Here is a 26,867-nt window from a genome sequence, read left to right on the forward strand (position 1 = left end):
AGTTTCTTAATATTAAACTTTAGAACTATTGGAGGCGAGCGTTTGCGATGAAAGCATTCGAATTTTATAATCCTACACAATTGATCTTCGGTAAAGGACAATTGGAGGCTCTCAAGCGTGAAGTTCCTAAATATGGTAAACGTGTATTGCTTGTATATGGCGGCGGCAGCATTAAGCGCAGCGGCTTGTATGATAATGTAATAGGTTTGCTTGGTGAAATCGGTGCAGAGGTAACGGAACTGGCTGGTGTGGAACCGAATCCTCGCTTATCTACAGTACATAAAGGCGTGGAATTGTGTAAAACACATCAAATCGACCTCGTTCTGGCTGTAGGAGGCGGTAGTGTGCTGGATTGTTCCAAAGCCATTGCTGTTGGTGCAAAATATGATGGCGACATGTGGGATTTTGCAGAGCGTAAAGCGGCACCACAGGCAGCATTGCCATTAGGTACGGTTTTAACTATGGCAGCCACTGGTTCTGAAATGAATGCGGGTTCTGTTATTACAAATGAAAAAACACAGGAAAAATTGGGCTGGGGCAGCGTATTTGCGTTCCCTGCGTTTTCTATTCTTGATCCAGTGAACACATACTCACTGCCGCAAAATCAAACGGTTTACGGAATCGTAGATATGATGTCACACACGCTGGAGCATTATTTCCATCTGGAATCCAATACTCCGGTCCAACTTGGCTGGTGCGAAACGATTTTGCGTACGGTAATGGACGCGGCTCCAGGTCTGGTCAACGATCTGGAAAACTACGAGCTGCGTGAAACAATTATGTATTGTGGTACGATGGCGCTGAACGGCTTCCTGAACATGGGGCTAACAGGTGACTGGGCTACTCACAATATCGAGCATGCGGTGTCTGCTGTTTATGATATTCCACATGGTGGAGGACTGGCTATTCTGTTCCCGAACTGGATGAAACACAATCTGCATGTGAAGCCTGAACGCTTCAAACAATTGGCGGTCAATGTGTTCCATGTAAACCCAGAAGGCAAGAGTGATGAGGAAGTGGCGCTGGAAGGTATTCAGGCGTTGCGTGATTTCTGGAACTCGATTGGTGCACCAAGCCGTCTGGCTGATTACGAGATTGATGCGTCCAAAATCGATGTTATGGCTGATAAAGCTGTGAAATTCGGATCTTTTGGTGGCTTTAACAAGCTCAATCGCGAAGATGTAGTCGAAATTTACAAAGCATCCCTGTAAAACGACATTTGTATCATTTAAAGCACGTTTGTGCGTCATTAGACGTACGAACGTGCTTTTTTGGGTTTGATTTGGGATATTGGAGGAAAATTTTGAAACTTTTTAAGATTGAATACGTAAACATAGTTATAGACTGGAAACCAGACTGAAAAGGTACATGGAAGGAGGAGTCGAATGGAAATCATATTTTGGTGGCTATTGGCAGGGGGCGCTATCTTTACCGTGGTCAGTGTGCTGATCGGGGATGTACTCGGTAGTTGGCTGGATGGTGCATTGGAGCTGCCGGGCCTTGATTGGTTCAGACCTGTCGTTTTACTTGGAGCCATGACCGCTTTTGGCGGAGCTGGAGTACTGCTGACAAAGTATACCGGGCTGAGCACGGGATGGGTCGTCGTGCTTGCTTTAGGGATTTCGTTTGTCATCGGAATACTCGTGTTCTTTGCGTTTATCAAACCCATGACGAATTCGGAGGTTTCCAGCGGCTTCTCCATGCGTGAGCTGAATGGCCGGATTGGTGAGGTCACCATTCCTGTTCCTGAGGTTGGTTACGGGGAGGTTATGATCCGCTTGGGTGCAGGCAACACCATACATACAGCATCGAGCTTCGATCACAAACCGCTTGCTGCGGGAACCCGTATCGTCGTGGTTGAGGTCGCAGAGGGCGTCGTCCGCGTAGCGTACCTGGACACCTAGACGGCGCATTCGCTTAACTTGAAGGGAGCGTGATCGGGAGTGTCAAATTTGCAAGATATTGTGCTGGTCCCTGGGATTGTTGTTATCGTTATTGTCATATTAGGGATCGCCTTTTGGGCCCGCTACAAAACGGTAGGGCCGGATGAAGGAATGATTGTGACGGGTTCTTTTCTGGGAAATAAAAATATTTCCGAGGATGACTCTGGACGTAAAATTAAAATTGTACGCGGCGGGGGGGCCTTCATTTGGCCTATTTTCCAGCAGTCCGAATTCATCTCTCTGTTATCCCATAAACTGGACGTAACCACACCGGAAGTGTATACGGAGCAAGGAGTTCCCGTGATTGCGGATGGTGTGGCGATCATCAAGGTCGGCAGTTCTATTGAAGATGTGGCTACAGCAGCCGAACAGTTCATCGGGAAGCCACTGGAGGCTCTTAGGGGAGAGGCTCAGGAAGTGCTGGAAGGGCATTTACGCGCAATCCTCGGCTCGATGACAGTGGAGGAAGTTTATCGTAATCGGGATCGGTTTGCGCAGGAAGTACAGGGCGTGGCTGCTCGTGATCTAAAAAAAATGGGCTTGCAAATTGTTTCATTCACCATCAAAGATGTGCGTGATAAGCACGGATATCTGGATGCGCTTGGTAAGCCGAGAATTGCCGCTGTGAAACGGGATGCTGAGATTGCGGAAGCCGAAGCTGTGCGGGATGCCCGGATTCAGAAGGCGCGTGCGGAACAGGAAGGCCAGAAGGCCGAACTGCTGCGAGATACCAACATTGCCGAGGCAGCCAAAGAGAAAGAACTGAAAGTGGCTTCGTTTAAAAAAGAACAGGATACAGCGAAGGCAGAAGCCGATCAGGCTTATCACATCCAGGAGGCCCGTGCCAAGCAGACTGCCGTCGAGGAGCAGATGAAGGTCGAGCTGGTGCGCAAAGAACGGGAAATTGACCTTCAATCCAAGGAAATACAGGTACGTGAAAAGCAATATGATGCGGAAGTGAAAAAGAAGGCAGAAGCCGATCGGTATGCGGTCGAACAAGCGGCGGAAGCAGATAAATCGCGTAAAATGCGTGAGGCTGAATCACTGCAATACTCGATTGAGACACAGGCTAAAGCGTCAGCTGAACAAAAACGTCTAAACGGGCAAGCAGAAGCGGATGCCGAACGCGCCAAAGGTACGGCAGACGCAGATGTCATCCGTTTGCGTGGACTTGCAGAAGCGGAGGCCAAGGAAAAACTGGCGGAGGCGTTCCAGAAGTTTGGAGAGGCTGCCGTGCTTGATATTATCGTAAAAATGTTGCCTGATCTGGCTGGACGTATTGCCGAACCGATTGCGTCCATTGATAAACTCACCGTAGTTGATACAGGAAAAGGAGAAGGAGCAGCGCGTGTCAGTAATTATGTCACCGAACTGATGGCTACGGCGCCCGAGATGCTGAAGAGTGTATCCGGTATTGATGTGGAACAGTTAATCAAGGGGCTTACCACTGGGAAAAAAGGCCTTCATTCCGTGCCGTCCTCCGGTGAAGCGAACAAGCAGCCTCTTCCAGCCTCGGTGGAGGCAGCACTAACAGATAAAGAATAACGATAAGTCTTTGGGAGCTTCTATCCCTAACCAAAAGACCGCTTTTCATCACAGCATTTTCCGGCAATGTGATGAAAAGCGTTTTCTTTTTATTGACCTTTAGCCGAATATTTGGTACTTTAACGTGGATTCCTCTGAGCTTCATGCTATAATTCTTAGGATCAAGGTTCTGATAAAAGAGGTGCGGATGTGAGCAGCCTAAAAGTGGCCAAAGCGCTGAATAACAATGTGATTATAGGAATGCACCCCGAGCATGATGAGGTTGTCGTGATTGGAAAAGGAATCGGTTTCAATCGCAGACCCGGCGATCTTATGCCGTTGGATTCAGTTGAAAAATTATTTATATTAAAAAGCCATGAAGAACAGGAGCAATACAAACGGTTGCTTCCTGAGCTGGATGAAAAGCTCATCGAGGTCATCGGTGAGGTGCTTCATCTTGTTCAGCTTCAAGCAAAGAAGCCTCTAAATGAGCACATTCTGATTGCTTTAACTGACCATATCGCTTTTTCCATCAACCGTCATAAACAGGGAATTACGATTCATAATCCGTTTTTGTATGAGACTAGGGAAATATATCCTCAGGAATACAAGATGGCTGAGCAGGCTGTTGCTTTAATCAGGGATAAGATGAATGTAGATCTGGGAGAAGATGAAATCGGATTCGTGGCCCTGCATATTTATAGCGCCATGACAAACCAGCATATTTCCGAGGTTAGGAAGGATTCTCGTCTGATTGCTGATATGGTTCAGGTTGTCGAGACGACACTGGATTATCGAATTCCTCTCCAATCCCTTGATTATTCTCGACTGCTGACTCATCTGAGGTTTGCGATTGAACGTGTGCGCCGGGGAGAGATTGTGCAGGAGATTTATCGATTGGACAAGCTTTTGAATGAAGAATATCCAGAAATGTATATGCTGTCCTGGAAACTGACGAAGATTATGGAGAAAAGGCTACGTAAACCTGTTTATCCGGCTGAGGTTAGTTATTTGACAATGCATCTGCAGCGGTTGTCCCAACGCAAAGAGCAGGGGGAGCAACAAAAAGTGATAAAACCGGAATAAAAAAGTATTGCCTCGCATTTAGTGGGGTGCTATAATCAATTTTGCAATGAGGAAGACAACAACTGAACATTTAACGTGTTACTGATTCGATCAGGCATGAGTTGTTTTAAGTTATGATTGTTTACAGCCTACTGGGGTAAGCTATATCCCAAGGTTGTTTTCAAACATACTTAAATCGGCTCATGCCTTTTTTGTTGTTTTGCCTCTGTTCTAAATTTCAGAGAAGGATGTGGAAGGTATGTTTAAAAAGCTTTTCGGCGTTTTACAGCGTGTCGGTAAAGCATTAATGCTTCCTGTAGCGATTTTGCCAGCTGCGGGGCTTTTATTGGGTATCGGTAACATGCTGGTCAATCCTGATTTTCTCCAGTATATTCCGGCATTAAATGCGGGCTGGGTTCAATCGGTTGCGACGATCATGATGAATGCCGGACAAATCGTTTTTGATAATCTGGCACTGTTGTTCGCAGTCGGCGTAGCCGTCGGTCTGGCGGGCGGTGAAGGTGTAGCAGGTCTGGCTGCCATCATCGGTTACCTCGTTATGAACATTACTCTGGGTACAGCCGTGGGTGTCACACCTGGTCTGATTGCTCAAAAAATACCGGGTTATGCGAACGTGTTGGGAATTCCAACGCTTCAAACCGGGGTGTTCGGCGGGATAATCATCGGTATACTGGCCGCAGCCATGTACAACCGCTTTTTCAAAATTGAGCTTCCTTCGTATCTGGGCTTTTTCGCGGGTAAGCGTTTCGTTCCAATTGCAACGGCGGTATCCTCACTTATTGTCGGACTAGCACTGGTTCTGATCTGGCCTCCAGTTCAACAAGGACTTAACGCAGTATCTCACTTTATGGTGTATTCCAACCCGACTTTGTCGGCGTTCCTGTTCGGGGTTATCGAACGCGCGCTGATTCCATTTGGTTTGCATCACATTTGGTATTCACCGTTCTGGTTTGAGTTTGGTGAATATGTTAACAAAGCAGGTCAAACTGTTCACGGTGACCAGCAGATCTTCTTCAGCCAGCTTCGCGACGGAGTGGCTTTGACAGCAAGTACGTTCCAAGTGGGTAAATTCCCATTCATGATGTTCGGTTTGCCAGCAGCAGCGCTTGCGATGTACCATGAAGCAAGACCAGAACACAAAAAATATGTAGCAGGTATTATGGGTTCAGCAGCATTGACTTCGTTCTTGACAGGTATTACGGAGCCACTGGAATTTTCCTTCCTGTTCGTAGCTCCACTGCTGTTTGCAGTACACTGTATATTCGCAGGTCTGTCATTTATGACCATGCAAATTTTACATGTCAAAATCGGTATGACCTTCTCAGGCGGATTTATTGACTTCCTGATTTTCGGGATTATTCCAACCCGTACGCCTTGGTGGTATGTAATCATCGTCGGTCTGATTTTGGCAGTTATTTATTACTTCGGATTCCGATTCATCATACGGAAATTCAACTTGAAAACACCAGGGCGTGAAGAAGCCACAGAAAATGTGGATGGCGCAGCAACTGGTAGTAGTGACGAGCTCCCACACAACATTTTGGCAGCTTTCGGCGGTTCATCGAATATCAAGCATCTGGATGCTTGTATCACACGTCTTCGGATCGAGGTTAATGAGAAATCGAACGTTGACAAAGCTCGTTTGAAACAACTTGGCGCATCGGGTGTCCTTGAAGTCGGTAACAATGTACAGGCAATTTTCGGTACACGTTCCGACACCATTAAAACTCAAATGGCTGATATCATGGCTGGACGTACACCTGCACCAGCTCCGGCGCAACCTGCTCCACAAGAGGAGAAGGAAGCTGGAGAAGAACAACAAACCATTATTGTAGAAGATATTGTAATGCCTGTTAACGGCGAATTGGTTGATATCTCGACGGTTCCCGATCCGGTATTTGCAGAACGTATGACAGGTGACGGCTTTGCGGTCGTGCCAAATGATGGAACGATTGTGTCCCCTGTTTACGGCAAAGTATTCAATGTATTCCCGAGCAAGCATGCGGTTGGTATCCAATCCGATGGCGGTAAAGAAGTGCTTGTTCATATCGGGGTGAATACAGTGAAGCTTAAAGGTCAAGGATTTGACGTTTTGGTGAACGAAGGCGATCTTGTGTCAGCTGGCCAGCCTATTATGAAAGTAGACCTGGAATACGTGAAGGCAAACGCTAAATCCATCATCTCACCTGTCATTTTTACTAACCTTCCTGAAGGTTCTTCGGTAACTTTAAACAAAACTGGAGTATTGAAGGCTGGCGAAGATGGTATAATTACGATAAAATAAACTCTATGTGTTTCGGATTAGTTGATTAGGCGGCTTAGGCCGTCTGATCAATTATTCGGTATACTGCGTGTAAACAAATATTATCTTTAGGAAAGTGGGAGGAACAAATTATGCAAACAACTTTTAGAATTACGGATGAAGACGGTATCCATGCACGTCCTGCAACTGCGCTGGTAAATACAGCTAACAAATTCAGCGGTGCTGAATCTTTTGCCGAAGCTAACGGTAAAAAAGTAACTTTGAAATCCATTCTGGGTGTATTGTCTCTGGGTCTGGAACAAGGCGATACTATTAACATTATCTGCGAAGGCGCTGAAGCTGCCGAAGCACTGAAAGCTCTTGAAAATGTAATCGTCAACGAAGGGCTGGGCGAAGTTCATGCTTAAGATTTCTGGGATTGCCGCTTCGGCAGGCATAGCCATTGCCCGGGCGTTTATCTTGGAGCATCCGAATTACGCTGTAGAGAGACGCGCGGTTGGTGATGTTGAAGCTGAAATCGCAAGATTGGATGCGGCTTTGGCACAATCTCAAACCGAATTGGAATCGATTAAGGAGAAAACGCTTAAGGAACTGGGAGAGAAAAAAGCAGAAATTTTTGCATCTCACCTGCTCATTTTGAATGACCCTGAATTGATCGATCCGGTTAAAGCTAAAATCAGAGACGAGCAGCTTAATGCTGACTATGCTTTGAATGAAGTAGCTACACAGTTCATTTCCATGTTTGAAAACATGAAAAGTGCCTATTTGCAAGAACGCGCATCGGACATGCGTGATGTAACCAAGCGGATCCTGAATCACCTGCTTGGTGTTCATTTTGTTAGTCCTGCAGAAATTGCCGAAGAAACGATTGTGCTTGCAGAAGATTTGACACCTTCCGACACAGCTCAGCTGAACCGTGAATTTGTTAAAGGTTTTGCAACGAATATCGGCGGACGTACTTCGCATTCGGCTATTATGGCTCGCTCACTTGAAATTCCTGCAGTTGTGGGAACGAAAAATATATTGTCTCAAGCTAAAAGCGGCGATTTGATTATCGTTGATGGTTTGGATGGTCACGTATTCGTGAACCCTACCGAAGAGATTGTTGCAGAATACCGTGCTAAACAAGTGGCATACGACAAGCAACGCGAAGAGTGGCGCAAGCTGCGCGGCGAAGCTACGGTTTCTGTCGATGGTGTCCATGTCGAACTGGCAGCCAATATTGGTACGCCTAATGATGTAGCTGGTGTCCTGGACAACGGTGGTGAAGGCGTTGGCTTGTACCGTACGGAGTTCTTGTACATGGGACGCGATAAGCTTCCATCCGAAGAAGTACAGTATACAGCGTACAAAACTGTTCTGGAAAGAATGGAAGGTAAACCGGTTGTAGTCCGTACTTTGGATATCGGTGGTGACAAAGAACTTCCTTATCTGGACCTGCCGAAAGAAATGAATCCGTTCCTCGGATTCCGTGCTATTCGCCTGTGTCTGGATCGCCAGGATATTTTCCGCACTCAATTGCGTGCTTTGTTGCGTGCGAGTGTGCATGGTAACTTGCGCATCATGTTCCCAATGATTGCTACGCTGAACGAATTCCGTGAAGCTAAAGCTGTTTTGTTGGAAGAAAAGGAAAAATTGGTAGCTGAGGGTGTATCCGTATCCGAAGAAATTCAACTGGGCATCATGGTAGAAATTCCTTCTACAGCGGTATTGGCTGACCAATTCGCAAAAGAAGTAGATTTCTTCAGTATCGGTACAAACGATCTGATTCAATACACAATGGCAGCGGATCGCATGAACGAGCGGGTTTCTTACCTGTATCAACCATACAATCCATCCATTCTGCGTCTGGTGAAAATGGTTATTGATGCCGCTCACCGTGAAGGACGTTGGGTTGGTATGTGTGGCGAAATGGCAGGAGATACAACAGCAATTCCGTTGCTGCTGGGTCTCGGACTTGATGAGTTCAGTATGAGCGCCACTTCCATTCTGCCAGCACGTAGTCAAATTTCCAAGTTGTCCCGTGCGGACATGGAAAAACTGGCTACAAAAGCTCTGGACATGCAAACAGCAGAACAGGTTGTTGAATTGGTTCAAAGCATCGAAGGCTAAGGAAGGGTATTACATTTCAAAGGTTATATCTTTTTCCAACAAAAAATTGCTGTGTACATACAGCAGCCGGTATCTAATTAGATACCGGCTTTTTTGCATCCTTTAAGTAGAATTTGTTTTCAACTGCATGAGCAATTCAGTACAGGTTTGCGGGCTGCAGTAGTTTCGTCCAATCGTGTGACTGGAGTAGTATATGGTGCATTGAGCACCAGCTCAGGGTTCTCTTCTGCTTCCCGCGCAATATGAATCATAGTGTCGACAAAAGCATCAAGTGTTTCCTTACTTTCTGTTTCCGTGGGCTCGATCATGATGCACTCCTCTACATTCAGCGGGAAGTAAATTGTAGGTGGATGGTAGCCGAAATCAAGCAGACGTTTGGCTACATCAAGCGTGCGCACTCCAAATTTTTTCAAGCCTCGCCCTGACATCACGAATTCGTGTTTGCAATGTCCAGGGTAGGGCAGATCAAAATATGGAGCGAGCCGATGCATCATGTAATTGGCATTGAGTACAGCACATTCCGATACACGCTTTAAGCCATCAGGACCGTAGCTACGGATATAGGCATAGGCACGGACGAGAATACCGAAGTTCCCGTAAAAGGCTTTAACCCGTCCAATAGAATCTCCCTGTTCCCGGTCCCAGTGGTACACCCCCTGTGGATCCCGTGCGACAAGCGGCTTGGGCAAATAAGGGATGAGCCGTTGCTTTACGCCGACAGGCCCAGCGCCGGGGCCACCGCCACCATGCGGGGTACTCATCGTTTTGTGCAAATTGAGATGCACTACATCGAAGCCCATATCTCCGGGACGGGTAATCCCCATGATGGCGTTGGAGTTCGCCCCGTCATAGTAGAGCAGACCCCCCGCGTCATGCACGATGGCAGCAATGTCAGTGATTTGCTTCTCGAACAGCCCAAGCGTGTTCGGGTTGGTCAGCATGAGCGCAGCAGTGTCGTTGCCTACGGCTTGACGCAGCGCATCCAGATCCACTAGCCCCTCAGGGGTGGAAGGAAGGGTGACTGTTTCGAAGCCTGCGACGGTTGCACTGGCGGGGTTCGTTCCGTGCGACGAATCCGGCACGAGCACCTTGGTACGTCGCTCACTACGTGCTTCGTGGTATGAGCGAATCATCATCAGCCCGGTCCATTCGCCATGGGCGCCCGCGGCGGGCTGAAGCGTGACGGCATCCATGCCAGTTAACGCAGCCAAATCATTTTGGAGCGTATGCAGCAACTCCATGGCACCCTGGATGCTCTCCTCGGGCTGATATGGATGGATTTTGGCGAAGCCTGTATATCGGGCGACATCCTCATTCACCTTCGGATTGTATTTCATCGTACAGGAGCCGAGCGGATAAAATCCATTGTCCACGCCAAAATTGCGCCGGGACAAGGCGGTATAATGCCGAATAACGTCTACTTCGGATACCTCGGGTAATGCTGCAGGTTCGCTGCGCAGCGTATAGTCTGGCAAAAGCTCTGCCACCGGGCGACGGGGAACGTCGCACTCGGGAAGGGAATAGGCGATGCGACCCGGACGGCTCAATTCAAAAATGAGCGCTTGATCGTGTTCCTTTAACAGCTCTTGTTTCTGATCCTGTCCGGTATGTGTCATAGCAATCCCCCCAAGGTGTGCACAAATTGGTCAATCTCTTCTTTGGTTCTTTGCTCCGTCACGGCAATCAACATGTGACCAGCAAGTTCCTCATAGTCCCGGCCCAAATCGTAGCCAGCGATAAATCCAGCAGCTAGCAGCTCGGCCTGGAGTCTGCTCATATCTGTACCCTCAGGCAGTCTCAGGGCAAACTCGTTAAAGGTCGGTGCGTTAAACGAGGCAGTTACGCCCTTCAAGCTCAGCAATTGCTCTAAAGCATACCGGCTTTTATGCAAATTTAGCTCGGCTACTTCCTTGATCCCCTGTCTACCCATAACAGACAAGTATACAGATGCAGATAAAGCTAGCAACGCTTGATTGGAACAAATGTTAGAGGTGGCCTTTTCGCGGCGGATATGCTGTTCGCGCGCTTGCAAGGTCAGCACGAAGCCGCGTTTACCATTGCGATCAGTGGTCTGACCCACAATACGGCCGGGGATACGGCGCATATGTGCCTGAGAAACGGCAAAGTATCCACAGGTCGGACCGCCGAGAGAAGAGGAGATGCCAAGTGGCTGCGCGTCTCCTACCACAATATCCGCGCCCTGTTTGCCGGGTGTCTCCAGCAAGCCAAGTGCCAGTGGGTTGGCACTGACGACCAAAAGACCTTTGTGTGCATGGATGAGGTCAGCCATCGGCTGTAGATTTTCCACGGCTCCGAAAAAGTTGGGGCTTTGGACCAAAACAGCCGCGGTCTGTTCCGATACGGCCGCCGCTAACGCATCAGCATCCGTTACACCGTCCGAACAGCCGATCTCCACGATGTCCAAATTCAATCCGCGTGCATAGGTTGCCAATACCTGACGTGCCTCTGGATGGACGGACCTCGATACGATAAGCTGTTTACGGCGGGTAGCTGCGGCGGACAGTGAGCCCGCTTCCGCCAGTGCAGTCGCTCCGTCGTACATGCTGGCATTAGCTACAGCCATGCCCGTCAATTCGCAAATATACGACTGAAATTCGAAAATGGCTTGTAGCTCGCCTTGGCTTACTTCCGGCTGATAGGGGGTGTAGGCTGTATAGAATTCCGAGCGTGAAGTGATGTGCTGGATGACCGACGGAATATGATGATCATAAATTCCTGCGCCAAGAAAGCTGGCATGTGTGTCTGTATTGGCGTTGTGTCCAGCCAGCTCGGCCAAGTGGCGGGTTAAGGCTTTCTCATCGAGTCGAGAAGAAAGAGGGAGTTCCCCTTGATATCGAATGGCCTCTGGAATGTCACTGAATAAATCATCAATGGATGATACACCCACCACACGCAGCATTTCGGTTTGATCTTGTTCAGTCATAGGGAGATAACGATGCTGCTTCATAGGTTCTGGCTCCTTTCGAAAAGCAAAATTTTAAATCGTAATTAGCTAATAAAAAAGTGTGAGCTGAAAAACCCGGAAGTTCATATCTGACATGTTTGCTTTATTGGAATGAAGAGAGTTTAAGATTAGCGCGGGCGTTTATAAAAGGGTGCTGCCACTACCTCGGCACGCAGGCGTTTGCCACGAATCTCAACCTCCAGCGGTGTGGAGAGGGCACTAAAACGACTGTCCACCAAGGCGAGGCCCAGATTACGCTTCAAGGTGGGCGACTGAGTCCCCGTTGTGACCTCACCGATGCGTTGTCCTTCTGCGAATACCGGATAATGGGCGCGTGGGATGCCGCGATCAATCATTTCCAGCCCGATCAATTTACGAGGAATCCCTTGATCTTTCTGACGTTGCAGTGCTTCTCTACCGATAAAATCTCCTTTATTCAGCTTGACGAAGTACCCTAGACCGGCTTCAAGTGGTGAAATCGTGGCAGATAGCTCCTGTCCGTACAGCGGCAACCGAGCCTCAAAGCGTAGTGTATCCCGAGCACCAAGTCCAGCGGGAATCAGCCCATACGACTCACCGGAACGAAGCAAACCCTCCCATACGGCGGGTGCTTCCGCAGCAGGTACATAAAATTCAAAACCGTCTTCGCCCGTATATCCGGTTCGTGAGACGAGTGCTTTTGCTCCGAACAATGGCACGTTCTCATGAAAGTGGAAAGATGCCAGATTCGTAATATCCGTATCTGCCACGGCTGCGGCAATACGTGCTGCTTCCGGTCCCTGCAATGCCAGCAATGCTATTGAATCAGACACATTCTCCATGTGAACGGATGCAGGCACATGACGAAGTAACCAATCCCAATCCTTATCAATGTTGGAGGCGTTCACAACGAGCATGTAGCGCTCCGGTCCTTTGCAGTAAATAAGCAGGTCGTCTACTACACCTCCATCGGGGTAACACAGGAGTGAATATTGTGCCTGACCTGGTTCCAACTGGCTGACATCATTCGTGGTCACCCTTTGTAGAAAAGCTTCGGCCTCTTTGCCTTCAACCAAAAACTCACCCATATGCGATACATCGAATAAACCCGCACGTTGCCGGACGGCCTCATGCTCCTTTTGGATACCGCTAAACTGAACGGGGAGCTCCCAGCCGCCAAAGTCAATACAACGAACCCCAGACTGCGTCCCGTAGGACGAATATAGCGGTGTTTTTCGCAAATTAGTCATGTTTCCACTCCTATCCGGTGTGATCGGCAAAACAAAAAAGACAGGCCGAAAAAAACGTATAGACAGCAGTCTATACTCTTTTTTCAGCTCTGTCCTTGATACCAGAAAGTTACCCCGGTATGTACCGGGTTTCCTCTTGGGTGATCCGCTCCAATAGCGAATGCTCTCCAGAGATGCGTCCGGCAGAGGTCCTTTTGCCTGAGAGATTCACCTGCAATGCAGGCTTACTCCTTCGGCGCTACCTTCGGGATCAGCAGTATATTACCTGGCTTTGCAGATAACAACTTGATCCGATTCGCGTGCACAACTGTCTCACAAGCGGCAACAGCTATGCGAATCTTTTTGGCAGTCTCTCCCTCTGCGTTCATCCGCGTTTGCAGTTGTCGGGTGTTTCCCAAAGTATTTGCTATAACCCATTAATACGCAAATTCATTCAAAATGTCAATAAAAATGTCATCAAAAACAATAGAAAAAACATTTAATATATAAATAAGGATATGTAAGCGTTTGTTATAAATTATTATATTTTTATATAGAGCGCTATAGGAGGTGATATGAAGTATTTTTGTTAGTATTATTGACATGAGTGTTCGTATTGTCATAATCTTAACCTGTCTAATACAGGTGAGCAAATGCGATTTTATTCATATGGAAGTGAGGGGAACAGAATGGGTGAAGTGAAGCAGCAACTTTGGTATACAGACGAACATGAGTGGGTTCAGCGGACAGAGAATGGAACGGTGCGGATTGGTATTACAGACTTTGCACAGCACCAACTGGGTGATATTGTTTTTGTAGAATTACCTGAGGCGGGAGTAACGATTGAGCAGGGAGCGGAGATCGGTACGATTGAATCGGTGAAGACGGTATCCGACCTTTTTGCTCCGGTGACGGGAACCATATTAAAAGTGAATGAAGCGCTGGAAGGTACACCTGAGCTAGTGAATGAATCTCCATATGACAAAGGTTGGATGGTAGAAGTAGAGATGGATAAAGATGTGGAGGAATCATTGGGCAAACTACTGTCGGCGGATCAGTATGAGCAGTTGATTTCGGAGTAATAAATAGAGCAATGCAGCATGAAATAATAGCGTGTTATTCGGAATTTTATATTGATTTTTAATTGAATAAGAGCATCGTTAGTTTGCTCGATTTTTGTATAAAATAGTCGCTATGATTTGACGTAGCGGCTATTTTTTTGTCTTTTTTTGAAAACGTAATTACGTGTGTTGTTCTGATATAGTGGGTTGTCCCCATATAGGAATCATACATAATCCAGCGCGGTTTTTCGACTAATTTCTATAGCTACAGGTCATATTAAGAAGAATTATGCAGGTATAATATCTTCCTGGATAATTTAAATTTAAATGTTGTCATCAACGTTCATGACGAAAGTACGTTTTCATTTCGTTGATGAAGATAGCGCTGTCATTTAGTATGAATTTTAAGAAAAGGTAGTGATGCTTACCTACAAGGAGGATTTGAATATGAGTACATTGGACGCAAAGCCAAGTTCAAAAGGAGGCACTCGTGTCGCCGTACAGCGTTTTGGCCGTTTTCTTAGCGGTATGGTTATGCCCAATATGGGAGCCTTTATTGCGTGGGGGTTGATTACGGCACTCTTTATTCCGACCGGATGGTTCCCGAACGAAGGTTTTGCACAGTTGGTTGATCCGATGAAAAATTATTTGTTGCCGCTGCTGATTGGTTATACAGGGGGCACGATGATTCACGGACAGCGTGGAGGTGTGATCGGTGCCATCATGACGATGGGTGTCATAGTAGGAGCCGATATCCCGATGTTCCTGGGCGCGATGGTAGCTGGTCCGCTGGCTGCGTGGATATTGAAGAAGTTCGACAAGGCCATTGAAGGCAAAGTCAGATCAGGCTTTGAAATGCTGGTCAATAATTTTTCGGCCGGGATTATCGGTGCCATTCTAGCACTGCTTGCCCATGTGGCGATCGGCCCGGTTGTACAAATGATCAGTCAAGTGTTGTCGGCAGGGGTACAGTTCCTCGTGAACGCGGGGCTATTGCCGCTTGTCAACCTCATTATTGAGCCCGGAAAAGTATTATTTTTAAACAACGCGCTGAATCACGGAGTATTGAGTCCGATTGCGTTGGAGGAAGCTGCAAGAACAGGCAAATCCGTACTGTTCATGCTGGAATCCAACCCTGGGCCGGGGCTTGGTATTTTGCTGGCCTACTGTCTGTTCGGTAAAGGCTCTGCGAAGTCGTCAGCTCCTGGCGCAGTCATCATTCATTTTTTCGGCGGGATTCATGAAATTTATTTCCCTTATATTTTGATGAAGCCGATTCTGATTCTTGCAGCTATAGCTGGCGGTGTTGTGGGAACCTTCTGTTTCATGTTGACAGGTGCCGGACTGGTTGCTGCTCCTTCACCGGGTAGTATCATCGCCTATTTTCTAATGACGCCAAAAGGTGGATATTTGCCAATGCTGAGCGGGGTGATCGCTGCTGCGGTCGTATCCTTTGCTGTTGCAGCAGTGTTACTCAAGACAGGTAAGCAACAAGAAGAGGGGCTGGAGGAAGCTGCATCTCGCCTGAAAGATATGAAAAGTCAAAGCAAGAGTGCCAGTGCTAACGCCACTGTAATGGAAGATAACCACGAATCTGATCGTGCTGCCGAGATTGTCGCAGATCGAACGCTCAAGGATAAATCCGAAGTGAACAAGATTGTCTTTTCCTGTGATGCAGGTATGGGTTCAAGCGCGATGGGTGCCTCGATTTTACGCAAAAAAATGAAGCAGGCGGGCGTAGGCGTAACAGTTACGAATACGGCAATCAGTGAAATTCCACAGGATGCGGATATTGTCATTACGCAAAAAACGTTGACAGACCGGGCTAAAACAGTAGTCCCGAATGCTGAACACATTTCCATTGACAATTTTCTGAAGAGTCCTGAATACGAAGCGCTGGTTGAACGTCTGAAATCCGATTCTTAATCCCCGTCATAGTCAGGCGGACTGTATGCAGTGTACGTCTCCTGCTGGAGGGATGAGCTTGGGAAGGAACGGTATGCGCTTATGAATATTACGAAACGACAACGTGACATCGTGGAATATCTTCTGGAGCAGTCCAAAGAGGTTACTGCCGGGGAAATTGCCACGAAGATCAATGTCAGCACAAGGACGGTTCATCGGGAACTGGGCGCAGTCGAGCATTGGCTGGCAACTCATGAGGTGAAGCTGGAGAAAAAGTCAGGGATTGGTATCTGTATAGATGCAGACCCAGCTCAGCTTGTATGCCTGCGAAAGCAATTGCTGTATACGAATCCAGACGAATATTCGGCTGAGGAGAGAAAGATCGTGGTTCTCTGCATGCTGCTGGATACACGGGAGCCGATCAAGCTGCTGGCGCTGGCTTCAGATCTGAAAGTCACGGTAACTACGGTCAGTCATGATCTGGACGAATTACAAGACTGGATCGGAGATCGAGGGCTCGTGCTTGTCCGCAGACGGGGATATGGTGTCGAGATTACCGGACGGGAGATAGACAAAAGACGGGCGATTTCCGAGCTGGCCCTCGAACATTTGGATGAATCTGATCTGTTTTCCAGCCAGGGAGAGGTTCGTTCTGTGACTCGTGTCTCCGACAAATTGCTGGAGATGATTGGCAGAGGGAACTTGCTGATCGTGGAAAAGGCCCTCTGGCAGCCCCATGAAAAGTGGCTGGAAAACATGGTGGAAAGCAAATATATGGAGTTGCTGATTCAGATTTGCGTTTCGCTGGCACGTCTACGACTCGGGTATGTTATGGATCCTCTTCTCTCCTATTTAAAAACAGATTCGGATGAGAATATCATGCTGCGTACAGCTATGGTAGAACGCATATGCGCAGAATTGTCAGCGGCGCTGGATATTAACTTTCCGGACCCGGAACGATCTTATTTCAGGCTGCTGTTCCGTGATGCCGAGGATCATTCTACCCGGCTGCTGCCGCTCGATGATCTTGTACTGCTGGAGTCGGTTCATGAGTTGATTCGTCGTGTGGAGGAAGAAACAGGCACGCCATTGGAAGAGGACCGTGTTCTGCGTGAAGGACTGATTGCCCATATGGCTCCGGTATTCAAACGTTTGAAGGAAGGCAAGTCGATTCGTAATCCCCTCCTTCAGCAAATCCGCAAGGATTACAGCAGCTTATTCGACTCAGTGAAAAAGGCTGCGGCGGACATGACAGAAATGAAAGTCCCTGATGAAGAGATCGGATTTCTCGTCATGCATTTCGGCGCTTCGCTGGAGCGGCTGCGACAATTGCGGCGGGAGGTGCGGGCCATCGTAGTCTGCACGAGCGGCATTGGTTCATCCAGACTTCTGGCAACAAGGCTCGCCAAAGAGCTGCCACAGATCAAAATTGTGGATAGGGCCTCATGGTACGAGGCGGCGCGGATCCCCAAGGAGGATTATGATCTGATCATTTCGACAGTAGAGCTACCGCTTGAACCAGATCGCTATCTTAAGATCAGCCCGCTGCTGACGCAGGAGGAGAGTGATCGCCTGCGTCAATTTATCCAGCATATTACACTCAATCATCCTGATGACCATCAGCAGGAACACGTCGTTCAGCCCGGTCAGGACATGGAGTGGCTTACCGGTCTGCGGAAAAGTCTCGATGAAATTGTACACATTGTACAGCAATTTCAAGTGTACCCGCTGGAAAATCAGGAGATGGATATGGCGGCGACCGTAGAGGCTATATGCATGTTGGAGGCGGGGCGGGGGAATGTTACAGAGCCTTCTGCGGTTGCTGCACAACTCATGGAAAGAGAGCGCCAAGGTAGTCAGGTGATCTCTGATACCTCCATTGCTTTAGTTCATACGCGTAGCCACTATATTCGCAAACCTTCGCTTACCTTGTATAAGCTGGCAGAGCCGCTGTTGGCGGATACAGGCGAACAGGTAGAATGCGTGCTGCTCATGTTGGGACCTCGTGAGCTGCCGAGAGAAAGCTTGGAGGTATTGAGCGAGATTAGTGCATTACTCTTGCAGGAAGACATGGTTACGCTACTGGAACACGGTAGCAGGGATCATATTGTCAATTATATATCGAGTGAGCTAGCTGGATTTTTACACAGTAAATTAGGGACAGGGAGGAACCTACCGTGAGTATTATGACGATAGACAAAGTAAAAATGAATGCAACCGCCAAAGACAAATATGAGGCGATTCGTATGGCTGGACAAATCCTGCTGGATGCAGGACATATTTCAAGTGAGTACATTGACAAGATGCTGGAACGCGAGGAGATCGTGTCCACCTATATCGGGAACGGGCTGGCTATTCCACATGGCACCAAGGAATCCAAGACGCTTATTCAATCCACAGGCATTTCCATCGTCCAGTTTCCGCAAGGCGTAGATTTTGGGGGAGAAAAAGCATACATGGTAATCGGCATTGCAGCACAAGGCGGCGATCATATGGAGATTTTGACGAGTATCGCTGTGGTGTGTGCGGAGGAAGAAAATATGGATAAACTTCGCAATGCGGTGACCCCACAGGAAATTATAGATCTGTTCGAAAGTGAGCTGGAGCTATGAGAGCCGTCCACTTTGGAGCAGGAAATATCGGTCGCGGCTTTATCGGATTGATTCTGTCGCGTGCAGGCTATGAGGTTGTTTTTTCAGATGTCAACGACACCCTTGTATCCGAGTTACGCCGTCGTAAACAATACACCGTAGAATTAGCCAATGATACAAAGGATACGGAGCTGGTCACGAATGTGACGGCGATTGACGGCAAGGATGCAGCGGCTGTAGCCGATGCAGTAGACCACGCAGATCTGGTAACGACCGCGGTAGGGGTCAGCATCCTCAAGCACATAGCAGCAGGTATTGCGGAAGGAATCAAGCGGCGGGTAGAGAGAGGAGCGAGGCCGCTGCATGTGATTGCCTGTGAAAATGCAATCGGAGGTAGTGCGCAACTGAAAGAGCATGTTTTTGCGCTATTAGATGAGGCGACCCGTGCCAAGGCTGAGGCTTCGGTGTATTTTCCAAATGCTGCCGTAGACCGGATTGTGCCGATCCAGCAACACGAGGACCCGTTACATGTGCAGGTAGAGCCTTTTTACGAGTGGGTGGTGGATCGTTCGCAAATGGCATCTGAGCATGAAGAAATCGAAGGTATCCTGTACGTGCAGGATCTAGAGCCTTACATTGAACGAAAGCTGTTCACGGTAAATACGGGACATTGCGTGGCAGCTTATCTTGGTTATACCGCAGGTTATGCTACCATTCAGGAGGCCATGAAGGATAGCAAGGTGGTGGATTCGATACAAGGGTCACTGGAGGAAACGGGAGCGGTGCTTGTGAAGCGCTTCGGTTTGGATCAAGAGGAGCATAGGAAGTACATCTCTAAAATTTTGGATCGCTTCCGCAACCCTAATCTAATAGACGATGTTACTCGGGTCGGACGTTCACCATTACGCAAGCTGTCTCCCAATGACCGTCTTGTACGTCCCGCGCTCCAAGCGCAGGAGTATGGCATTCCGACGGATCATCTGGCGTTAGGAATGGCTGCTGCCTGTAAATTTGATATTACGGAAGACCCCGAGGCAGTCGAGCTTCAGCAGGTGATCCGCAACGAAGGGCTGGGTGTGGCGCTGACGCGTTATACTTCCATAACCGCAGACCACCCGTTACATCGGCAGATATTGGAGCAATATGATATTATAAATTCATAAAACAACGGATTACTAACATTAAATTTCGATAATCCTCTTGAAGACAAAGCATCCACATCAACACTAGCGTGTTCTGTAGAGATGTGCTTCAAGAGGATTTTTATATGCGTGATTTACATCACATAACAACCTGCTTAAATTGTTTATATTGATAATGATTATCATTATCTATAAAATGAAACCATTACTATTATAACTATTAGGGAGGATTATAGTGAAACCGATCTATATTACCTTAGGGTTTTTATTTTTAGCGCTTGGAGTTATTGGTGTAGTGCTACCGTTGCTACCGACTACACCGTTTCTGCTGCTCGCGACCTTTTTCTTTATGCGGGGGTCCGAAAGGATTCACCAGTGGTTTTCGAATACCTCTCTGTACCAAAAGCATCTAGAGAGTTTTGTTCAAACAAGGTCGTTGAAGCTGTCTACGAAAATCACGACATTGGGCTTAGCGTCAACGATGCTGATTATAGGCTTTATTTTCACCCCTAATGTGTGGGGCAAAACGCTCATCGTCTTGGTCATCCTTTTTAAATATTATTACTTTATATTCCGAATCGGAACAGTGAGAAACGCTGCAGCAAAAATAACACCATCATCTTCACCTGCACCTACTCCAAAAAAAAAGTCTAAAATGGTCGACAGCCGTCTGCTCGGTCTAGTGGAACATTCTCGAAAATATATCGTATGGGGTGTGCTTGTGCAGTGGATCGGTCTTTTGGGGAGTATAGCCGCTGTGTTGTCTATGGCCTTTGTTATGCAGCAGGCATGGGAAGGACAAGTGACTCGCAAGCTGATTCTATCTATGACGGTCATTGTTATTGCTGCTATTGCAGTTCGCTGCCTGAGCAATTATGCAGCCAGTATGTTATCCTATCGTGCTTCGGTAAATGCTAAAAAAACGCTGCGCTCGCAAATTTACAGCAAGTTGCTGAAGATAGGGCCCGCATATACAGATCATACCTCCACCTCGGGGGTTATTCAGGTTGCTGTAGAAGGGGTAGAGCAGCTTGAAACCTATTTCGGTAGATATATGCCTCAGCTATTTTACAGTCTGCTTGCCCCCGTAACGTTATTCATTACCCTCTCTTTTGTCAGCTTCAAAGCAGCCATTATACTATTGATCTGCGTTCCCTTAATTCCAGTGTCGATCATTGTCATTATGAGGATGGCTAAAAAGCTTTTTCGGAAATATTGGGGTAGTTACGTCAATTTGGGCCACAGCTTTTTGGAGAATGTGCAAGGTCTGACTACGCTCAAAATGTACGGAACAGACCAGGATAAACATCAGGAAATGAACACAGCAGCTGAAGATTTTCGCAAAATGACGATGAAAGTGCTGACTATGCAGCTTAACTCCGTGGCCATTATGGATCTTATCGCATTTGGTGGTGCCGCTGCGGGTGTACTGGTCGCGGTAAGCGAATATTCTTCTGGACGAATTGGCTTGGCAGGAGCAATCATCATTGTTTTGCTGTCGGCAGAATTTTTTATTCCTCTGCGTCTTCTGGGTTCTTACTTTCATATCGCCATGAACGGAATGGCTGCAAGTGACAAAATATTCCAAATGTTGAGCACAGAGGACCTTATCCAAGGACAAAAAAGCATAGAAACCACAGATATTCGTCTGGAACAGGTGAGTTTCGCCTACGACGAAAGAGATACCTTACGAAATGTATCCATGGATATTCCCCAGGGCAGCTTTGTATCCATTGTTGGGGAATCAGGCTCTGGTAAAAGTACGGTAGCCGGATTGATTGTTGGGCATCACGAGGGGTATCGAGGAAGCCTGACGATTGGAGGAACCGAGCTTACCGATATTTCGGAAGAAAGCCGCATGCGTCATATGACCTGGATCGGTTTTAACAGCTATATTTTTAAAGGCACCGTGGAAGCAAATTTAAAAATGGGCAATGAGCACGCGGATGAGCAACACATGCTGGAAGCTTTGCGACAAGTGAAGCTGTATGATTTTATCCTCTCAGAAGGAGGTCTGGAAGCAGAACTGGAAGAGCAGGGAGCAAATCTGTCAGGAGGACAGCGCCAACGGCTAGCACTAGCCAGAGCATTGCTACATGATAGTCGTGTCTACATTTTTGACGAGGCCACCTCTAACATTGACAGTGAAAGTGAGGAAGGCATTATGGAGGTTATACATGCGCTGGCAGGTCAAAAAACAGTGATTCTTATCTCTCACAGACTGGAAAACGTAGTCCAATCCGACTGTATCTATGTGCTGCAAAACGGTTTGGTGGCAGAATCCGGGACGCACCATGAGCTGTTGAGCCAGCAGGGGCATTATGCGGAGATGTATCTCAGTCAACACCGGGTAGAGCAGTTTGGAAAAGGAGGGGCTGTATATGCGTAGACACGGATTACGGATCATGGGCCAATTATTGGTACTGGCGGGACCTCTTTTACCTGTGCTGCTCATCACGATTGTTACAGGAGTGCTTGGTTTTGTTTGTGCTATTGGCATTATAGTGTTTGGAGCCCTGGCTCTGCTTACAGCAACGGGCATCACGACAGGCTACACCCTATCGTTTTTGCTGACAACGATCGTGGTTTGCGCCGTACTGCGCGGGGTATTCCGTTATGGCGAGCAAATGAGTGGTCACTATCTCGCTTTCAAGCTGCTGGCTGTACTACGTGACAAGATGCTTCAAGCCCTGCGAAGACTCGCTCCAGCCAAATTGGAAGGCAAGGACAAGGGAAATCTGATCTCACTCATTACAAGTGATATTGAGTTGCTGGAAGTATTTTATGCGCATACGATAGCTCCTGTTATGATTGGCATCATCACCTCACTGCTCATGGTGTTTTTTATCGGTTCTTATGAGCCTCTGCTAGGCTGGCTTGCTGCGCTTGCTTACCTAACTGTCGGTTTATTTATTCCTCTGCTCACGTCACGTATGGGCAAGCGTCAGGGGATGGAATACCGCAGCAGCTTTGGCAAGCTGAGCAGTTATTTTTTGGACAGCTTACGGGGGATGAAGGAAATTGTGCAATATGGACAAGGAGAACAACGTTTGAATGAGATTAACCGTCGTACGGATCAGTTGGATGCCAAGCAGAAGGACTTAAAGCATCATGAAGGCATCACAAGAGCCATCACAGATGCGGCTGTAGTTGGATTCTCATTCTTGATGCTGCTGGCTGGATTGTACGGTATGTCTAATGGTCAGGTTGACTTTACAGGTATGCTGATTTCTGTCATTGCCCTGTTTAGTTCATTTGGTCCGGTCATCGCACTGAGCAATCTGTCCAACAATTTGCTTCAAACGCTGGCGAGCGGGGAACGAGTGTTGAGTCTATTGGAGGAAACTCCGGAGGTAGAGGAAAATATCGACGGGATGAGTGTCGCCTTTACTGGGGCACGAGTAGACAAGGTGACTTTTTCATACGATGGTCAAACGGTGCTGAATGATGTAAGTCTCATGATACCGCATAAGCGGATTTTAGGCATTCAGGGTAAAAGCGGCTCTGGCAAGTCTACACTGCTGAAGTTGCTGATGCGATTTAGGGACCCGCAGCAAGGTGAAATTTTGCTATCCGGACACGATTTGAAGGAAATTGGAACCCGACATTTGAGAGGCTTACAGAGCTATGTCGATCAGCATACATTCCTGTTTGACGATTCCATTGCAGCTAATATCAAAATTGGAAAGCCGGATGCTACACATCAACAGGTTGTGGAAGCAGCCCGTAAGGCATCAGTACACGATTTTATTATGACATTGCCTCAAGGATATGACAGCCGGGTCGGAGAGTTGGGGGACAGGCTGTCTGGTGGTGAACGCCAGCGCTTGGGGCTGGCCAGAGCCTTTGTTCATGATGCGCCCCTCTTACTGCTAGACGAACCAACTAGCAATTTGGACAGTTTGAACGAAGCGATTATTTTAAAATCGTTAAAAGAACAGCAGCAAGACAAAACGATCATCCTTGTTTCGCATCGAAGCTCTACTATGCGAATGGCTGACGAAATTTTTCAAATGGATAACCGCCGACTCTCCTGAACGTGATGAAAGCTGGGAAATAAATGTGATGCTTTGAAGGCGAAAGCTGTAGCCTGTTCATCGTTTTGTCATAAAATGGAGTGTGCGTGTTGAAATGGGAGCGTCATCCTTATTTAAATCATCCAGCTTTTCAAGCTTGTCTTATTTTGATAGCCTATGAGGTGAGGATTTTGCAAATCCTGAGGTATATTGACAAGTCATAAACATCATAAATGATGGATGAACAGAGGCTGTAAGCCGATGTACAGAAATGGGTGGTGAACAGAAATGTCAGATTTCAATCAGCTTAAAGAGCTTGAGCACACAAAATATCCCATATATGAAGGCTATGATTTGGGTCTTACTTATACGCCTGCGGGCAGCAAGTTCAAGGTATGGGCCCCGACTGCGAAGCAGGTCCATATAGCGTTGTATAGCGATGCGGGGGCGTACGATCAGGAGGGGAACGTTCAGGAGCACGGCGGGGGTCAGGAATTTCTCATGATCCGTGATGATCAAGGGGTATGGTCTATAGAGCTGGAAGGTGACTGGAACAAATATTATTACATGTACAGGCTGGAGTGGGCGGACAACACTGTTCATTATGCTGCCGATCCATATGCCACAGCGGTATCAGCCAACGGGCAACGTACAGCGATCATTGATTTGGCTCAAACCAACCCGGATGGATGGGAATTGGATGCGGGGCCTACCCTTAAGCGGCCGACGGATGCCATTCTCTATGAGGTTCATGTGCGTGATTTTTCGATGGATACCCATTTTAATACAGGGAAAAAAGACTTATCTGCTGCTCAGGGACGGTTTGAGGCCTTTACGTATACGGGATTGAAGGATCCTGAGGGGAACAGTATCGGGCTGGATCATCTGCTGGAACTGGGCATTACACATGTTCATTTGCTTCCAGTAGCTGATTTTCATACGGTGAATGACTTTGCGGAATTAGATACTGAATATAACTGGGGCTATGATCCCCAGCATTATAATGTGCCGGAGGGGTCTTATTCTTCCAATCCGGCTGATCCAGAGGCACGTATACGAGAGCTGAAACTGCTGGTAAAGTCTTTGCATTCTGCCGGCATCGGTGTCATTATGGACGTTGTATACAACCATACGTATTCGGTGGAACAGGGGCCATTTGAGCCTGTTGTACCTGGATATTATTACCGCACGGATGAACAAGGGCAGCTCACCAATGGATCAGGTGTAGGCAATGAGGTGGCAACCGAACGTCCGATGGTGCGCAAGTATATCAAGGATTCACTACGCTATTGGGCAGAGGAATATCATATAGACGGCTTTCGATTTGATCTGATGGGTCTGATTGATACACCAACCGTGGTGCAGCTTACGCAAGAACTTCGCTCTGAAGTGCGTCCGGATCTGCTGATCTATGGTGAGCCTTGGACGGGAGGAGAATCTCCACAACCCTTGCTTACGCTAAAAGGAACACAACGGGACAAAGGCTTTGCTGTTTTTAACGACAACTACCGTTCTGCTATTAAGGGGGATAGCGACGGTACTGGAAGCGGGTTTGCCACGGGGGCAGAACATCAGGAGGAGCAGGTGCTCAAAGGTGCTTTTGGGGCTATTCATGATTTCACAGCTCAGCCATCGGAGACCGTCAATTATGTAACTGCCCACGATAATCTCAATCTGTGGGATAAAATTTTGACGGTAAGACATTTGCGGGAGCACTGTCGTTTTCCACAATGGGAGCAGGGGAAGCCACAGGATGGGAGGACACCTGAACATGCTGTTGCCGAAGCAGATCCGTATGGGGAACTGGATGAAAATAACCTGCTAGAGGACGAAACCGTGCGCAAGTCCCTGTTGGCCAACGGCATGGTACTCACATCTCAAGGTATTCCTTTTATTCATGCAGGGGATGAACTGTTGCGCTCCAAATATGGAGACCACAATAGTTACCGGAGCTCAGATGTGGTCAATGCCATTCATTGGGATAACAAGGCGAGGTTTCGCCCCGTGTTTGATTACTACCAAGGCTTAATTGCTTTGCGACGCAGCCACCCAGCATTCCGAATGGACCAACGTGAGCTGGTGGAGCAGCACATGGAAGTGCTGCAAAGCAGTGGGCATGTGGTGGCCTTTGCTTTGAGGCACCATGCTAACGGCGATGCCTGGAATCATATTGTGGTGATTTATAACGGCTCGGATACGGAGCAGACGATAGTATTGCCTGCGGAATCGGATCGTTGGCATGTGGTCGTGGACGCACACGGGGCTGGTAATGAGACACGGTATGAAGTCGTAGGCCATCGTGTAACTGTATCGCGCTGGTCAATGATGGTGTTATATGATCAGGAAGAACCTGCACGAGTCTCCTTTTTGACTGAACAAGATCAGGCTAATCGTCAGGCGGAGAACGAATTGGAAGACTCGGATGAGGGAACAGATCAAGAAATTGCAGGTACAGCCATGGCTTTGACAGATGTGCAGCTTGGAAACGATAATGAAGTCGCTCCATTTCGTACGATTGAACTGATCTACGAGCGTACGGATCGGCAATACACTGGCTGGAACGTATGGGTATGGGGAACTGGGCATCGCGACGGACATGTCGAATTTCGGGATTTGGATGACGGTCGTGCAATAGCGCGTATTCAGGTGGCTCCTGATATACAGCGAATTGGCTACATTGTCCGGCTTAATCACTGGGATGCCAAGGATGTTGAGGCAGATCGATATATTGATATAGACCAGAACCAGTCTGTGATGCAGGTACTGATTCATAGTGGCAGAGAAGAATATTTGTTACTGGTAAATGATAATCGGGCCGGTTAGACTTGCGTGCTTGGTTGCGTATATACACAAAAATAGCATTTTTCGATCATTTCGAGAAATGCTATTTTTTTATGCAAACGTGTGTCAGTTTCAGAAAAAAGGGGTAAAATAGAATTATGGACTTGTTTAGTTTTGCCAGCTAGCTGGCTTACATCCTGTAGTACGACTGGTAAACAGGCAAGATTCTTGGAGGAAAATCATTTGTAAGGTAACCTGAAGGAGGTTGTA

The 26,867-nt window shown here is 47.6% G+C and carries 18 protein-coding genes and 1 riboswitch; of the genes, 15 read left to right on the top strand and 3 right to left on the bottom strand.

Annotated elements, in window-relative coordinates; genetic code table 11:
• The first annotated feature begins 47 nt into the window (after positions 1–47).
• The 7 genes from JOD82_RS18400 (at position 48) to ptsP (ending at position 8,928) form a co-directional block, all read left to right on the top strand.
• Complete coding sequence (locus tag JOD82_RS18400) at positions 48–1,211, top strand: iron-containing alcohol dehydrogenase (protein WP_069012479.1); 1,164 nt, start codon at positions 48–50, stop codon at positions 1,209–1,211.
• A 174-nt stretch (positions 1,212–1,385) separates the two neighbouring features.
• Positions 1,386–1,904, top strand: coding sequence for an NfeD family membrane protein (locus JOD82_RS18405; RefSeq protein ID WP_069012480.1), 519 nt, complete (start codon positions 1,386–1,388; stop codon positions 1,902–1,904).
• Between the two features lie 48 nt (positions 1,905–1,952).
• Positions 1,953–3,488, top strand: a complete 1,536-nt coding sequence (locus JOD82_RS18410; RefSeq protein ID WP_069012481.1) for a flotillin lipid rafts scaffold protein FloT — start codon at positions 1,953–1,955, stop codon at positions 3,486–3,488.
• A 189-nt stretch (positions 3,489–3,677) separates the two neighbouring features.
• Complete coding sequence (gene glcT, locus JOD82_RS18415; protein ID WP_029515704.1) at positions 3,678–4,553, top strand: glucose PTS transporter transcription antiterminator GlcT; 876 nt, start codon at positions 3,678–3,680, stop codon at positions 4,551–4,553.
• Between the two features lie 238 nt (positions 4,554–4,791).
• Positions 4,792–6,837 (top strand): glucose-specific PTS transporter subunit IIBC, encoded by a 2,046-nt coding sequence (ptsG, locus tag JOD82_RS18420; RefSeq protein WP_069012482.1) that lies wholly within the window; start codon positions 4,792–4,794, stop codon positions 6,835–6,837.
• 110 nt (positions 6,838–6,947) lie between these two features.
• A complete protein-coding gene (locus JOD82_RS18425; RefSeq protein WP_013372579.1) occupies positions 6,948–7,223 on the top strand; it encodes an HPr family phosphocarrier protein in 276 nt (91 codons plus the stop codon).
• On the top strand, positions 7,216–8,928 hold the full coding sequence (ptsP, locus tag JOD82_RS18430) for a phosphoenolpyruvate--protein phosphotransferase (RefSeq protein ID WP_029515702.1): 1,713 nt from the start codon (positions 7,216–7,218) through the stop codon (positions 8,926–8,928). The genes JOD82_RS18425 and ptsP overlap by 8 nt, the downstream gene beginning before the upstream one ends.
• Positions 8,929–9,047: 119 nt before the next feature.
• Here ptsP and gcvPB read toward each other — a convergent pair whose 3' ends face one another.
• From gcvPB to gcvT, 3 genes are all read right to left on the bottom strand, one after another.
• Positions 9,048–10,544, bottom strand: a complete 1,497-nt coding sequence (gcvPB, locus tag JOD82_RS18435) for an aminomethyl-transferring glycine dehydrogenase subunit GcvPB (RefSeq protein ID WP_069012483.1) — start codon at positions 10,542–10,544, stop codon at positions 9,048–9,050.
• Positions 10,541–11,896, bottom strand: a complete 1,356-nt coding sequence (gene gcvPA / locus JOD82_RS18440) for an aminomethyl-transferring glycine dehydrogenase subunit GcvPA (protein ID WP_029515700.1) — start codon at positions 11,894–11,896, stop codon at positions 10,541–10,543. The genes gcvPB and gcvPA overlap by 4 nt, the downstream gene beginning before the upstream one ends.
• Before the next feature lie 125 nt (positions 11,897–12,021).
• The gene (gene gcvT / locus JOD82_RS18445) at positions 12,022–13,122 is read right to left on the bottom strand and encodes a glycine cleavage system aminomethyltransferase GcvT (protein ID WP_209949780.1); all 1,101 of its coding nucleotides are present in this window, start codon (positions 13,120–13,122) and stop codon (positions 12,022–12,024) included.
• Between the two features lie 176 nt (positions 13,123–13,298).
• A riboswitch (glycine riboswitch) is annotated at positions 13,299–13,398 on the bottom strand.
• Positions 13,399–13,790: 392 nt separating this feature from the next.
• Between gcvT and gcvH the strand changes: the two genes are divergently transcribed.
• From gcvH to pulA, 8 genes are all read left to right on the top strand, one after another.
• Positions 13,791–14,183, top strand: a complete 393-nt coding sequence (gene gcvH, locus JOD82_RS18455) for a glycine cleavage system protein GcvH (RefSeq protein ID WP_069012484.1) — start codon at positions 13,791–13,793, stop codon at positions 14,181–14,183.
• Between the two features lie 426 nt (positions 14,184–14,609).
• Positions 14,610–16,088 (top strand): PTS mannitol transporter subunit IIBC, encoded by a 1,479-nt coding sequence (locus tag JOD82_RS18460; protein WP_069012485.1) that lies wholly within the window; start codon positions 14,610–14,612, stop codon positions 16,086–16,088.
• An 81-nt stretch (positions 16,089–16,169) separates the two neighbouring features.
• Entirely contained in the window at positions 16,170–18,248 is a 2,079-nt protein-coding gene (locus tag JOD82_RS18465) for a BglG family transcription antiterminator (RefSeq protein ID WP_069012486.1), read from the top strand.
• Positions 18,245–18,679: a PTS mannitol transporter subunit IIA gene (locus JOD82_RS18470; protein WP_069012487.1), complete on the top strand. Its 435-nt coding sequence runs from the start codon at positions 18,245–18,247 to the stop codon at positions 18,677–18,679. Before JOD82_RS18465 ends, JOD82_RS18470 begins: the two co-directional genes overlap by 4 nt.
• Positions 18,676–19,821, top strand: coding sequence for a mannitol-1-phosphate 5-dehydrogenase (locus JOD82_RS18475; RefSeq protein ID WP_069012488.1), 1,146 nt, complete (start codon positions 18,676–18,678; stop codon positions 19,819–19,821). The genes JOD82_RS18470 and JOD82_RS18475 overlap by 4 nt, the downstream gene beginning before the upstream one ends.
• 214 nt (positions 19,822–20,035) lie before the next feature.
• A complete protein-coding gene (locus JOD82_RS29630) occupies positions 20,036–22,189 on the top strand; it encodes a DUF454 family protein (protein ID WP_208332641.1) in 2,154 nt (717 codons plus the stop codon).
• The gene (locus JOD82_RS18485; protein ID WP_069012489.1) at positions 22,182–23,837 is read left to right on the top strand and encodes an amino acid ABC transporter ATP-binding/permease protein; all 1,656 of its coding nucleotides are present in this window, start codon (positions 22,182–22,184) and stop codon (positions 23,835–23,837) included. The genes JOD82_RS29630 and JOD82_RS18485 overlap by 8 nt, the downstream gene beginning before the upstream one ends.
• 267 nt (positions 23,838–24,104) lie before the next feature.
• Positions 24,105–26,639 (top strand): type I pullulanase, encoded by a 2,535-nt coding sequence (gene pulA, locus JOD82_RS18490; protein ID WP_069012490.1) that lies wholly within the window; start codon positions 24,105–24,107, stop codon positions 26,637–26,639.
• Positions 26,640–26,867: the final 228 nt, after the last annotated feature.

This window comes from Paenibacillus sp. 1182, assembly GCF_017833915.1.
In the GTDB taxonomy this organism is placed as follows: domain Bacteria; phylum Bacillota; class Bacilli; order Paenibacillales; family Paenibacillaceae; genus Paenibacillus; species Paenibacillus polymyxa_D.